Origin of the sequence: Streptomyces sp. enrichment culture (assembly GCF_964272895.1) — a bacterium.
GTDB lineage: Bacteria > Actinomycetota > Actinomycetes > Streptomycetales > Streptomycetaceae > Streptomyces.
This window is the reverse complement of the sequence record NZ_OZ186832.1, coordinates 7,324,656-7,337,680: the sequence shown is the minus strand read 5'-3', so window position 1 is coordinate 7,337,680 and position 13,025 is coordinate 7,324,656. Positions and strand designations below refer to the sequence as shown.

Here is a 13,025-nt window from a genome sequence, read left to right as displayed (position 1 = left end):
CCTCCGCACGGGGAGATCTGCCAAGGTCCGCGAGCAGTTGCGGACGCGAAGCCCTGCGCGGCGTCGCGGGCGATCAGCCGGCCGGGGAGGGCGGCGCCGGCCGGACGGCGAGGACGGCGATGTCGTCGTCGCTGTCGGCGCCGAGGCCGATCAGCAACTCGTCGCAGAACACGTCGAGGGGTTCGCGGGCCAGGGCGGACGTGTGCCGGCGGAGCCGCTCCATGGCGTCGTCGAGGGACTCGCCGCGCCGTTCGATGAGCCCGTCGGTGTACAGCAGCACGGTCGAATGGGCCGGGATCACATCGGTGGCCCTGCGGCGCGGCATGTCGGGGTCCATGCCCAGCAGCAGCCCCGATCCCTCCTCCAGGTAGCGAGTCCGGCCGTCGGCGGCGGTCAGCAGGGGCGGCAGATGCCCGGCGGAGGAGTGCACCAGCTCCCACGGCCCGTCGGCACCGCCCTTGATCAGGCCGTAGATGCAGGTGGCGGTGGCCTCCCGGTACAGGCTGTGGTTCGCCATGTCCAGGCGGCGCAGGACCGTCTCCGGGGGCTCCTGGCGGTCCACGGCGATGCCGCGCAGCATGCTGCGGAGCTGGCTCATGGCGACGGCCGCGTCGAGGTTGTGCCCGGTGACGTCGCCGATCACCAGCGCCGTGTCCCCGCTGGGGAGGAGGAAGCTGTCGTACCAGTCCCCGCCCACCTGGGCGGTGGTGGAGGAGGCGGCGTAGCGGGCGGCCAGGTGGAGGGGTTCGACCTGCGGCAGCACGGGCAGCAGCGAGCGCTGGAGCCGCTCCGCGATGTTCCGGGTCTCCAGGTACAGACGGGCGTTGTCCACGCCCAGGGCGAGGCCGCGGCACAGGTCGTCGACCAGCGGCAGGTCCTCTTGCGTGAACGGCTGTTCGGCGCCGCCGCGGGCCAGGGTCAGGGCGCCGATGATCTGCCGGCGCGCCCTCAGCGGGGCGACGATCGCGCTGTGGGCGCCCAGGTGCCCGAGCAGGTCGAGGTAGTGCGCGTCCAGCGGGCTCTGCGACTGGCTCGGCGGCGGGGGCTCGGTGAGGAGCAGGGGGCCCGCGCCGCGCAGCGCACGGGCCAGCGGACCTCGGGATGCCTCGGTCACGGACGGCAGCCTGCCCTCGTAGTCCTGGGGGCACAGGCCCCGCGGGGTGCGGTGGACGACGCAGATCCGCTCCACGCGCGCGTCCTCCGAGAACAGGTCGACGGCACACCAGTCGGCCAGCCGCTCGGTCAGGATCCTGCCCGCGCGGCGCAGTCCCTCGTCCAGGTCGGCGGTGTTGCTGAGGGCGGCTGCGGTGTCGGCGAGCAGGGAGAGCCGTTCCAGGGCCGAGAGTCCGCCGTGGCCGCGGCCCGTTCTCGGGGCGCCTTCCAGGGCGCCTGTCGGTGCGCCGTCCAGGGCATCGGTCGGGGCGCCTTCCAGGGCATCGGTCGGGGCACCCGCCAGGGCATCGGTCGAGGCACCCGCCAGGGCATCGGTCGAGGCGCCTTCCAGCGGCTCCTCGAGGGTGCCCGCGCCCGCTCGGACGGCTGGGGAGGTGCTGCCCGGTTCCTGCGGTGCCGCTTCTCGGCCCCGGCCGGGAGGAGGGGCCGAGGAGAGGGGCGCGGCGGCCCTGGGCGTGAGCTGGGCGACGAAGACGGTGCGGCCGTCGGCGGTCTCCTGGGTCTGGATGAACAGACGGACGGGGACCAGCCTGCCGTCCCGGTGCAGCGCGGGGAGCGGGACCGAGCGGCCCAGGATGCGCGGCTGGCCGCTGAGCAGCAGAGAGGTGAAGGCAGCGAGGTGACGGCTGCGCAGGTGCTGCGGGATCAGGGTGGTCAGCGGCCGTCCCACGAGCTCGTCCGCCCGCCAGCCGAGGAGGTCCGTCGCCGGTGCGTTCACCGCGATGACGCAGTTCCTCTCGTCGGCGGCGATGGTCGGGACCCTGCTGGAGCGCACCTGCACGGCGTCCCAGGGCACCAGCTCGGAGGGGCTGGCGCCCGGATCGCGCGGCACCATGGTCCACGCGGTGGCGTGGCCGCCGGCGAGCTGGCCGACGATCTGCTCGCACAGCCACTGCTGGAAGACGCGGCTGCGGGGAAGGGCCGGCAGAGTGAGCAGGTGCTCGTCACGGGCGGCGTCCTCGGCACGGTTCAGTACCCGGTACAGGGTCGCCACCGACGCCCCGGCGTCCGCGGGCAGCCGCAGGGGGAGCGAGGGGATCTCCTGGCCCGCGGGCCGACCGCGCAGCGCGGCCGTCACACACGCGCTGATCACCAGGCTGGTGTCCTGGGCGACGGCCAGGTCCTCCGGCGGCACCCCGAGGTCGTACCCGGCCGCCATGGCCAGGGCCAGCTCGCGCAGCACGGTGTGACGGTGCTGTTGGCTGGCGGCGTACAGCGCGCCCGGCATGTCGATCAGTGTCACGTGTGCGCCCGAGTCGGCCGGGGCTGTGGCGGGCCCCCAGCCGTCCGCCTGCGGCGCCGGTCCGCCGGGTGCCAGCTCGAACCAGACCGTCTTGCCGTCCGCTGCCGCCTCGACGCCGTAGCGGGACGCCAGACGGCCGACGAGGGCCAGGCCCTGTCCGGTGCCGGCGTACGCGGGACACCCCTGCGGCAGCAGCTCCCGATCCGGCCGCCGATCCCGTACGCCGACCCGGACCGTGCCGCTGTCGACGCGGGCCGACACCTCGATGTCCGTCCGGGCGTGCAGGACCGCGTTCGTCACCAGCTCGCTGACCAGGAGCTCAGCGGTGTCCACCACGTCCGGCGCGACATCCCGCACAGCGGCCCGCACGAACCGCCGGGCCTTCGCCACGCTCTCCGGCCACCGGGGGAACCGCCGCGACGACGTCCCCGGGGCATTGAGATCGGCCATGCCTTCAGTGTGCCGAGCAGGAGCCCGGACCGCGCGGCGCGCTGAGCCCCGCGACGGGGCACTCCCCCTGGCCGCGCGTGGAACCGGCACACCCGATTGTCAGACCCCGCTGGCACCATCACGGCCATGGATGCCATCCGCACCGCCTCAGCCCGACCGGTCGCCGTGACGGCCCACTTCCCTGAACCGGCCTCGCCGGCACGGACAACGCCCCAGCCGTCGTGCACGGCCGGGATCCCCGAGGGCGGTGCACGACAGCTCCGTCGGCGGGCTGTCGCGGCGTCATGAGTGGGCCGGCCCGCACGGGCACATCCCTGGTGTTCGCCGAGTACCACCTCTTCCAGATCACGGACCCGGACGGGTCGCCGGCCGACGACCTCGGTGCGCCCCCTACCGGCCTGGTGTCCGCCTGCGGCGGCGCCATCGAGGTGCACACCGGAATCCACACCGGTGACGTCCAGGTCACCGCCGAGCTGCACTCCCGTCCGCCCGAGCCCGCTTCCGGCTGGGAGGAGATCGCCGAGATCTCATGCCACTCCCCCAGCGGCGACATCCTCGTGGCGCCCCTCATGCACGACCCCGTCGATCTGCCGAACCTGGCTGCCCACGGCCCCGGCAGCTACCGGCTGCGCGTCCACGCACGAGGCCGGGACCGGGCCATCGACCTGGCACCGGACGGCGTCGTCGAGCACTACCTGATCCAAAGCTGGCCCGCCCCGTTCCAGGACACGCTCCTGGTCAAGGCGACGGACGCCTACGGCCGCCAGGTACGAGCCCGGCCGGCCGACGACACCGTCGTCATCGACCACGAGGACTCCCTCGACACCCGGACCGGCAGGGAACGCGACATCCTCCGCCGCTCCCACCGGTGACGAGAAGTGGCCCTGTACGGCCCAGCGCCGAGGGCAAGGAGTGACTGCGCGATGCCCGAGATCCGTCGTCCCGTCACGGGGTGCGTGGGCCTGTGCCCGGTGGAACCGTCCGCCGGCCCTGCCGCCGGCTACCGCGGCCGGCCCGGGACCCGCGGTAGGCGGCGCGGCGGGCCACGGCCAGCGCCGGGCCCGGCGTGAACTTCCGTGCGTCGTGCGCGTAGATGTCGAAGTCCGCGCTCTGCGACGGTGGCAGGGGCAGCGCGGTGCGGACCGTGAGGACGGCGAACGTCCGCCACGACCGGTCGGGCTGCTCGGCACGCAGGTCGAAGACGAGCGGTCCGGCGTCCAGCGCCCGGCGCAGGCTCGCCGGGTCGCCGTGCACCGGGGCCTGATGTGTGCGGCGGGGAAAGGCGGCCAGGACGCTGGGACGGCCGCCCACCCGGTAGGGGACCAGGCTGGAGTAGGGGCCGCCGAGCGCGTCGGCGCGCGGCAGCGGCAAGTGCCGGCCCATGCGGCCGCGGCCGCTGCTGGTGAGCAGCAGATCGAGTACGCGGCCGGGGGCGTCCGCCCCGTCCACACGTACGGCCAGTCCCAGGCCGTCGGGCAGGCGGCGGGGCAGGCCGGCCGCTCGGGAGAGGCGGGCCGTCGCGGCGTAGCGCCCTGGCGCGTCCAGCCACGGCACGCCCCAGTGTCCGCCGCCCTCGGCGACCTCCACCTCGGCCGTGCACATCAGCCCGTCCGGATGCAGTGCCGGAGCGCCGCGCAGCCGTGCCAGCAGGCGGAAGCCCGCCTCGATACGTCGGCCCTGCCGCGCGGCGGTGTGTGTCGGGGAAGGCCGCGACGCCCTCCCGGACGGAAAGTGCAGGCGCGCAGCGCGTCGCTCACCCATCACCGGCTCCTCGGCGGATCCTCGGCCGGGAGAACCGCGGCACGGCGGGACGCGTCGGCGGCGGGAACCTCATCGCCTGCGCCTTCCGGCCGCCGAGGCACCCTGCGCACAGCTGGTCCGCAGCCAGGCGCTGATCCAGCCGGTCTGCATCGCGGCGTCGAGCAGATACGTCGGCCGGATGCGTCCCTTGGGCACGTAGACGAGATCGACGGCCAGGAGGGTCAGCGCGGTGCCCAGGCCGACGCGACGGGCATGGGCCGGGCCGTCGGGGTCCGTGGCCGCGGCGAGCTGGGCCAGGCCCGCGGAGAGCAGCAGCCCGCCCGTCGTCATCTGGAGCCACACATCGGTCTTCCGGCCGAAGACCCACTCGAAGCTGCGCAGATGCGCCAGCGGCCACAGCCCTCCCACCACGTTGAAGGCACCCTGCGCGACGGCGAGGCCCCGCGCGCGCTCGTGCTCTGTCGTGCCGGCCACGTCACGTCTCCCTTCGTACGCCCGGCCGGGTACCCTGCCGGGCGTCTCCTCACTCGGACCGAGCGCCACCGTCGCCGTGACGCGCGTGAGCAGCGGGTGGGAGGGCGGTGCCCAGCCGCGGCCGAAGGGCTGCGACGCCCGGCCCTGGAGACGGGGGCAGCCGAACTGGCCGGGCTGGTGGTCGCCTGCGGGCTGCCGGACGGCGTGCTCGTGCGGGGTGGTCAGGTGCGGTGGGCCGGGGTGCCGAAGTACCAGTTGCCGGGCGCGTCAGGGTCGGGGCTGGTGAAGTACTCGATGACGGCCGTGCGGAGTTCGGTTCGGGTCAGCGTGCCGTCCCCGTCGCGGTCGAGGTGGTGGAACGCCTTGTGCACTTCCTGTGGGCTCAGGCCGGGAGCGTGGCCGCGGATGAAGGCGGTGTACTCGTCGATGCCGATGCGGTCGTCGCCGTCGCGGTCGGCGATGTCGACGATCCGGTCGGCGAGTCCGCCCAGTGCGGCATCGGCCTGTTCGGTGTCGTCGGCCAGGCGGGAGGTGGAGGAGACGAACTCCTCGCGGCTGATCCGTCCGTCGCCGTCGGTGTCCATCGGGACGTGCACGTCGTGCCAGATCTGGAGGTATGCGCCGATGATGGCCTGTGCCTCGGGAGAGTTCTCCTCGTATCCGAGGCCCTGGGCGACGCTGCGGCCCATCAGGTGGTGGTCGGCTTCGGTGAGTGCGCCGTCGCCGTCCCGGTCGAGGTAGGTGAAGCCGGCGTGGATCTTCGCGTGGATGAATTCCTGGGGCGACAAACGATCCCTCACTCGCTCGATTCGAAACGCTGCGGACGGTCCGCCGTGTGGCGTGGAGCTGTCCCTCGGAAGGCTAGGGTCCGGTCGCGCTGTCCCGCGGCCGAAGATCGGGACTGGTCCCTCGCCTTCCGGGAATGGGGGCTTGCGGTGAGTTCTTGGCTGCCGCCGACCGCTCTTGATCGTAGGCGCGGAAGCGGGAGGCAGGACGCCGGCGGCGGCGTGTGCCGCTCGGCGCCGCCGGGCGGTGGCAGGGGCACCGGGGTGTCAGCGGGTGCGGTCCGCGCTGCCGAGCAGGCCGTCCTCGCGTACCCGCTGGGCCAGGTCGATCTTGGTGTACGCGGGCCGCCCGGCCAGGCGGTACTTGGCCTTGACGCGGTTGAGGTAGTGCTTGGCGGTGTTCGGGGTGACGCCAGCCCTTCGCGCGGCGGACTTGAGGGTCATGCCCGAGGTGTGGTCCAGCAGGATCTGCAGTTCCCTGGGGGCGAGCCGGGGGCCGGGCAGCGGGGCGGCGGTCGAGTGGCGGGGGCGGTCGGCCAGCCGGCCCAGCCAGAGGGGAAGCTGGTCGGGGGCGAAGTCGTGGGAGGAGACCTCGGGCGGCCTGCCGCACCGGTAGAAGTCGTCCCTGATGCCGCCGTGGATGGTGAAGCCGAGGCCCCGGACCAGCGTGCCGTCAAGATCGTGGGCCACGTGGAAGGAGGTGATGTCCTCGCCGGCCCAGCGGTCGGTCAGCTGGTCGCAGCGCCGGGGGTCGAATCCGCTGTGCACCGCCCACTGGCGCATCAGCCGTCCGATGTCGTCGGCGTCGTGGTCGCGGGCCGTGCGGATGTGGACCCGGCTCTCTCGCGCCGGGAACAGTCGTCCCCGGTGCGGGGCACACGGTCGTTGTGGATGTCCCGGCGCAGCGCGATGAGCCGGCCGCGCTCACCGGGGTCGGCGGTGGCGCCGATCAGCCGGTGCAGGTGGGCGGAGTGGACCTCCGCGGGGGCCTCGACCTCGTCCTCCGCAGCGCACATGTCCCGCAGCAGCGCGGCCGGTACGGAGTCCGCCGGCCGGACCCGGGGAAGCGGGTTGACGCGCAGCATCCACAGGGGTTCACCGGCGGGGGCGCGCCCTGGCCCGCCACGGCCAGGTCCTGCCCGACCGTACGCCCCGGCCTCAGGCGGCGGTCCCGGCGGAGCGGCCCGCGGGGCGGCGTTGCAGCAGGTGCGCTATCCAGGTTCAATCCGTGTCACCTGCCGTGATCGGGGCGGTCGGGGCGAGCGAGCCGCCGCCGATCCTGCGTCGCCGCCCGGCCACCGGACAACGGCATCGACAGCCGGACTGACATGCGTCATCGCTTTGATGACGCATGTCACTGACCTGGACGGGGAGTCGACGACCGGGCACCGGTCACGACGGACCCCCGGAAGCCGCCCCGGTCACCCTCCCTCTGCCGCGCCTCGCGACGCCGAGGCACGACCGCGTCCGCGCGGCGCGGCGGACCAGGGTTTCAGCAACAGCGCCGCGGGGGCCCAGCGGCCGCGGTGCGCACGGGGCTGCGGCGGGCCGTACGGGGACTGCCAGGCCGGGCGGTCGGTTCGGGGCGAGCCGTGCCGGGACGGGGCGTGGGCTCGTATGGAGGTGGGTGCGAGGACCCGGTGTGCGGACATGCAGATACACCGCTTCCCAGTGAGTGGAGGCATCGGAAAGAGGCGCGGCGCACAGGTGCGACGCGCGACCAATCAGCGCTCAGGGGCTCACTTGGTGTACAACGGCGTGTCCTTGACGGTGTGACTTCTGGGGCGAGAGGACGGTAGCGGTATCCGGGCAGGCGGTTCCACCGGTTTTCGGGGCTCGGCCGGCCGGTGCCCGCGGCGCAGGCTCACGGCCGGGCGTCGAGCGGCAGACCGAGCGGACGTGGCACGGATGCCTGGGCAACGCCCCACCGGCTGAGGGGTCAGGCCGGGGTCAGGAGGGCGGCGGCCGCGTCCAGGACCGCCTCGACGACGGCCGGCTCGTTGAGGGAGCCGGTGCCGTCGGGCGGCACCAGCCAGCGCGTACCGCGCGCGGCGTGGCCGGGGCATGGCAGGCAGATCCAGGTGCCGAAGCCGGCGACGCGGCCGGCGTCGTGCGACCGGTGGTGCGTCGAGCCGGGCGGGACGAAGAAGCCGGTCCGGGTGCCGCCGAGGTCGGCCAGCACAGGGCCGGGCGTCCGCACGCGCCGGGACAGCAGGTCGAACGCCGAGTAGCCGAGCCGTCCGGGGACGAGCAGGACGTCCCAGCGCAGGCCGGCCGGGAGCAGCACGGCCGCGAAGGGGTTGTCCTCCCACTGCTCGCGACAGGCCCGGGGGTCGGGGGCGACCGATGCCAGCCATTCCATCGCCGTCTTCGCCGTCGAATCGATCACGGGTCCACGTCTCTTTCGGTGCGGGCCGCCCACGGCGGCGTCACGAGAGGGAGGCGTCGGCGTCAGGAGCATTACGCGACTGCGGCGAGCACCCTTCGCACGGGGCAGTCGGTGAACACCTGAGCGACACGCAGGGCTGCCCAGGCACGCCGGCACGCGGAGGCCATCGCCGGACCGGCCTCACGATCCGCGACTCCCCCGCGTCCGGAGCTCGGCCATGTCACGGGTGGCGCGGCGGAGGTACGCGCAGGCACGCCGTTTCCGGCACCAGAAGCGCCTGACGGGAGGCATCTCGCCCATGTGCACCCGCCCGCAAGGCAGTTGTGCCCGTGCGCAAGGCAGTTGTGCCCGTGCGCACCGCTCCCCCACGCGCTCTCGCCCAGGCCCCTACGGCCGAGTAGTTTCACGGGACGTAGCGACGTGCGAGCGCCTGGGAGGCTTCCATGGGACACCCTCGCCCCTTAGTGATCGACCCCACCGGCCGCGACATCCACGGTGAGGCCGCCCGGATCCGCGAGCGCGGACCGGTGACCCTCGTCGAACTGCCCGACGGTGTACGGGCCTGGGCCGTCAGCAGTCCCGCTCTCCTCAGGCGCCTGCTCACCGACCCGCGCGTCTCCAAGGACCCGCGCCGGCACTGGCCCCGCTGGATCGACGGCGAGATCGCCCCGGAGTGGCCGCTGTTCACGTGGGTCGCGGTGCGGAACATGTTCACCGCCTACGGAGGTGAGCACAAACGGCTGCGCGCCCTGGTCTCCAAGGCGTTCACCGCACGCCGCACCGCGGCGCTCCGACCCCGCGTCGAGGAGATCGCCGCGGCCCTGCTGGACCGGGTCGGGGAGGCCGGACGGCACGGCCGAGTCGTCGACCTGCGCGAGGAGTTCTGCTACCCGCTGCCGATCCAGGTGATCAGTGAACTGCTCGGCCTGCCCGAGGAACAGGGCCCGGAGCTACGGGCCGTCGTGGACGGCGTCTTCCACACGTCCGCCACCCCGGAGGAGGTCACCGACACCTACGCCCGGTTCTACGCGGCTCTGGGCGAACTCGTCGCCCTCAAACGGCGGTCGCCCGGCGACGACCTGACCTCGGCGCTGATCGCGGCCCGCGACGAGGGCGACACCCGGCTCAGCGAGCAGGAACTGCTCGACACGCTGGTGCTCATGATCAGCGCCGGGCACGAGACCACGGTCAACCTGATCGACAACGCCATCCACCTCCTGCTGACCCATCCGGACCAGCTCGCCCACGTCCGCTCCGGCCGCGTCCGGTGGGAGGACGTGGTCGAGGAGGCGCTGCGCCTGGAGGCGCCCGTCGCCAGCCTGCCCCTGCGGTACGCCGTCGAGGACCTGGAGATGAGCGCGTTCGGCGGCCCGGAGGGGCTGGTGATCCGTCAGGGAGAGGCCGTCCTCGCCGCGTACGCGGCCGCCGGACGCCACCCCGAGACCTACGGTGAGGACGCCGACCGCTTCGACGTCACCCGCGCCGACAAGGAACACCTCGCCTTCGGTCACGGCGCGCACTTCTGCCTGGGCGCCCCGCTGGGGCGGCTCGAGGCGCGCATCGCCCTGAGGGCGGTCTTCGATCGCTTCCCCGGTCTTCGGCTCGCCGTCGACGCGAGCGCGTTGGAGCCGATCGACTCCTTCATCTCCAACGGCCACCGCTCCCTTCCGGTCCACCTGTCCTGACCACCGCGGTCACGGCCTCTCGTGGCGGGCGACCGAGAAGTCGACCTGGAGTGCGTAGCGGTGGGCCACATAGGAGCTGACGGTGTACTCCAGCGGAGCGCCGTGCTGGTCGGTGATGGAGCGTGTCTCGACCAGCATGGCGGTGGTGGGGCTCACGTCGAGTTCGGGGGCGTCGTCGTCAGCGGTCCGGGCGGTCAGGACGGAGGAACCGAGCGTCGGGCGCAGGCCCATGCGGCGCAGTGCGTTGTGCAGCGACCCGGTCTCCAGGTCCGCGGTGAGCAGGGATGCGAGGGCTGCCGGAAAAGCGGCGTGCTCGATGGCGACGGGCAGGTCACCGAAGAGCCGGACCCGGCTGATCGCGACCACGGTCGCGCCTTCGTCCGGGGCGGCCGGGTACAGGGCTGCGGCCTCGGCGGGCGTGGCGGGGCGCAGGGCTGCCTGAAGGACACGTGAGCGGGGCGTCGCGCCCAGCGCGAGCGCCTGGTCGTGGAAGCTGAGCAGGGTGCCGACCGGGCGGGCGGCGGCGGCCTTGCGGACGAAGCTTCCCCGGCCGGGCACCCGCTCCAGCAGGCCGTCGCGTTCCAGCCCTGCCAGGGCCGCCCGCACGGTCATGCGTGAGACGCCGAACTCCTCGGCCAGCCGGGGCTCCGAGGGGAACGCGTCGCCGTCGGCCGCGTCGGCCATGCGGCGGCGCAACTGCTTCTCGATGCGTTCGTACAGGGGCTGCCGTGCGGCCATGGCGGGCGTCGTCCTCCGGGTCGGGGTGGTTCGGGCCCGGCCGTCTTCGCGGGAGCCCTCGGCACCACCATCCTTGTCTGTATAGGCTGTCTAGACAGTTTACGGATGGCTGGAGGAGGACGCCATGTCTGTTGCTTCGATCCCCGTCACGCGCTGGAACGGCCCGCTGCCCGCTCGGGAGGAGGTGGCGAAGATGATCGACCACTCACTGCTGCGGCCGGAGCTGACCCCGGCCGAGGTCGCCGAGGGTCTGGCCACCGCGCTGGAGTACCGCACCGCCTCGGTGTGCGTGAAGCCGGCCGACGTGCCCGCCGCCGTGACCGCGCTCGCCGGCAGCGGCGTCGCGGTCGGCACGGTGGTGGGCTTCCCCCATGGCGGGGCGACCACCGCCGCCAAGGTGTGCGAGACCACCGAGCTCGTCTCCCTCGGGGCACAGGAGATCGACATGGTCATCGACATCGGCCGCCTGCGCGGCGGAGACACCGCCTACACCCGCGACGAGATCGCCGCCGTCGTGGAGGCCGCACAGGGCCGCACGGTCAAGGTGATCTTCGAGAACGTGTATCTGACCGACGCCCAGAAGACCGCCGGATACCAGGCGGCGGAAGCGGCGGGAGCGGCGTTCGTGAAAACCAGCACGGGCTTCGCCCCCGGCGGAGCGACCGCTCACGACATCGCCCTGATGCGGCGTACCGTCTCACCGCACGTCCAGGTCAAGGCCGCCGGCGGTGTCCGCACCCTCGACGCCCTGCTCCACCTGCACCATCTGGGCGCCACTCGCTTCGGCGCCACCGCCACCGCCACCATCCTGGACGACCTCCAGGGCCGCCTCGTCGGCGAGACGCCCCTGACCCGCGACGACTGCGTCTCCGGCTACTGAGCGCGGCCTCCACGGGTTTTCGGGTCGGGTGGTTCGGTTCAGATGCGGTGCAGGGGGGCCGTGCGGTCGGTCCAGTGCCAGTTCACGGGCTGCCACTGCTTCTTGAGGCTGGTGCGTTCCTTGGCGTAGGAGCGCAGTGCGTCCTCCACCACATGGCCGAGGTCGCCGAGGGAGGCGGGGCACGGGATGCGGAGCATGAGGTGCTGGGTGCGGTGCACGAGGATCATTTCGCCGGCGGGGGTGCAGTCCACGAGTGTGAAGTGCTTGAGGAGCTTGTACCGCTTGTCTTCCAGGTCAAGGCGTTGGGCGCGCACTCCGGTGGCTGTCCAGGCGAACAGGCCGTAGCGGTTGAGGTGGTAGACCCGTTCCCGTACGGGGTCGGCGGCGATCTCGAAGCAGAAGCCGGTGAAGGGGCTGTCGCGGTACAGGTCCATGCCGCAGAGCCGGCCGACGAACTCGCCCTGGTCGTCGACGAGGACGAAGGCGAACCGCTGGCCGCGGCTGCCGCCGCGGTAGATGTGGCCGTAGACGGGGACGACGAACAGGTCCTCGCGGACCACCGCGGGCCGGCCGAGCCGGGCGTCGCGCCAGTCCCACGGTCGCGCGGTCGGCTCGGCCTCGGTGAGGTGCTCGGTCAGCGAGGGCCGCGGCCGGTGGTCCATGCCGACCGGCCTGCCCTGGAACAGGACGTCCGGTCGCAGGTCGGCCTCGGTGTGCCTGACGGGTGCCGCCTCCATGGAAGCCAGAGCCGTCAGGGTCGGTTTCGAGGTGGCGGTGAGGGGCCGGTCGGTGAGCGCCACGATGTTGTCGAGCAGGTCGCCGTAGTTGTACAGCCCGTACTCCCCGGTGGTGCACAGCAGGCGGCCGGCCGGGGTGGTGCTGATCCAGGCGGCGAACGGGTCGCGCGCGCCGCCGTCGTGGCTTCTGCGGGGCATGCCGTGACGGGCGGTCACGGCGGTGAGGTCCGCGGTGATCAGGTGGGTCTGGTCGCCGGGGCCGGTCGCGGCGAGCGTCCCGTCGGGCAGGACACACAGCCCCTTGGCCCACCAGAGGTCCTCGCCGAGCCCGGTCGTGGGGCCGCCGAGCGTCGTGTCCTGGCGCAGGTACTCCCGCTGTCCGGAGAGGGCGGTGGCGAGCACCGTGCCGTCGGGGGCGTATCTGGTCAGCAGCGAGTAGCCGAAGTTCGCCTTCGCCGGGTCGGCTTCGTCCCTCGCCACGCCGTAGGTGTGACGGTGGACCGAGTAGAGGGCGTAGATCTCGCCGGTGGGCGCGGTGGCGACGTCGTCGACCTTCACGCCCCAGCCGTCGGTGTACTTGCGCTCCAGGTCGATCGCGTGGTGCTCGACGAGCGCGGACGGCAGGGGCACGGGTATGGCGTGAGTCATGACGCCATTCTCATCGGCCCCACTGACAACACCCGTCACCACCAGCGGGATCCCTGCCGCGC

Annotated in this window: 12 protein-coding genes; 3 read left to right on the top strand and 9 right to left on the bottom strand. The window is 73.2% G+C overall.

Annotation, left to right across the window (positions count from 1 at the left end; all coding sequences use genetic code 11):
- Window positions 1–73: 73 nt before the first annotated feature.
- On the bottom strand, window positions 74–2,866 hold the full coding sequence (locus tag ACSU6M_RS32680; protein WP_437074688.1) for a SpoIIE family protein phosphatase: 2,793 nt from the start codon (window positions 2,864–2,866) through the stop codon (window positions 74–76).
- Between the two features lie 284 nt (window positions 2,867–3,150).
- Here ACSU6M_RS32680 and ACSU6M_RS32675 point away from each other — a divergent pair, with 284 nt between their 5' ends.
- Window positions 3,151–3,738, top strand: coding sequence for a hypothetical protein (locus ACSU6M_RS32675; RefSeq protein WP_437074686.1), 588 nt, complete (start codon window positions 3,151–3,153; stop codon window positions 3,736–3,738).
- Between the two features lie 73 nt (window positions 3,739–3,811).
- Here ACSU6M_RS32675 and ACSU6M_RS32670 read toward each other — a convergent pair whose 3' ends face one another.
- From ACSU6M_RS32670 to ACSU6M_RS32645, 6 genes are all read right to left on the bottom strand, one after another.
- Entirely contained in the window at window positions 3,812–4,627 is an 816-nt protein-coding gene (locus ACSU6M_RS32670) for a phosphodiesterase (RefSeq protein ID WP_437074685.1), read from the bottom strand.
- Window positions 4,628–4,696: 69 nt separating this feature from the next.
- Window positions 4,697–5,101 (bottom strand): hypothetical protein, encoded by a 405-nt coding sequence (locus ACSU6M_RS32665; RefSeq protein ID WP_437074683.1) that lies wholly within the window; start codon window positions 5,099–5,101, stop codon window positions 4,697–4,699.
- Between the two features lie 221 nt (window positions 5,102–5,322).
- On the bottom strand, window positions 5,323–5,889 hold the full coding sequence (locus ACSU6M_RS32660; RefSeq protein WP_437074682.1) for an EF-hand domain-containing protein: 567 nt from the start codon (window positions 5,887–5,889) through the stop codon (window positions 5,323–5,325).
- Between the two features lie 264 nt (window positions 5,890–6,153).
- Window positions 6,154–6,669, bottom strand: coding sequence for a helix-turn-helix transcriptional regulator (locus ACSU6M_RS32655; RefSeq protein WP_437074680.1), 516 nt, complete (start codon window positions 6,667–6,669; stop codon window positions 6,154–6,156).
- A complete protein-coding gene (locus ACSU6M_RS32650) occupies window positions 6,669–6,971 on the bottom strand; it encodes a hypothetical protein (RefSeq protein WP_437074678.1) in 303 nt (100 codons plus the stop codon). Before ACSU6M_RS32650 ends, ACSU6M_RS32655 begins: the two co-directional genes overlap by 1 nt.
- An 854-nt stretch (window positions 6,972–7,825) precedes the next feature.
- Complete coding sequence (locus ACSU6M_RS32645; RefSeq protein WP_437075447.1) at window positions 7,826–8,248, bottom strand: hypothetical protein; 423 nt, start codon at window positions 8,246–8,248, stop codon at window positions 7,826–7,828.
- Between the two features lie 470 nt (window positions 8,249–8,718).
- Here ACSU6M_RS32645 and ACSU6M_RS32640 point away from each other — a divergent pair, with 470 nt between their 5' ends.
- Complete coding sequence (locus ACSU6M_RS32640; RefSeq protein ID WP_437074676.1) at window positions 8,719–9,960, top strand: cytochrome P450 family protein; 1,242 nt, start codon at window positions 8,719–8,721, stop codon at window positions 9,958–9,960.
- A gap of 9 nt (window positions 9,961–9,969) precedes the next feature.
- Here ACSU6M_RS32640 and ACSU6M_RS32635 read toward each other — a convergent pair whose 3' ends face one another.
- Window positions 9,970–10,698, bottom strand: coding sequence for a GntR family transcriptional regulator (locus ACSU6M_RS32635; protein ID WP_437074675.1), 729 nt, complete (start codon window positions 10,696–10,698; stop codon window positions 9,970–9,972).
- A 124-nt stretch (window positions 10,699–10,822) separates the two neighbouring features.
- On the opposite strand from ACSU6M_RS32635, the gene deoC reads away from it, so the two are divergent.
- Entirely contained in the window at window positions 10,823–11,578 is a 756-nt protein-coding gene (deoC, locus tag ACSU6M_RS32630) for a deoxyribose-phosphate aldolase (protein WP_437074674.1), read from the top strand.
- A 38-nt stretch (window positions 11,579–11,616) separates the two neighbouring features.
- Here deoC and ACSU6M_RS32625 read toward each other — a convergent pair whose 3' ends face one another.
- Window positions 11,617–12,963 (bottom strand): hypothetical protein, encoded by a 1,347-nt coding sequence (locus ACSU6M_RS32625; RefSeq protein WP_437074673.1) that lies wholly within the window; start codon window positions 12,961–12,963, stop codon window positions 11,617–11,619.
- Window positions 12,964–13,025: the final 62 nt, after the last annotated feature.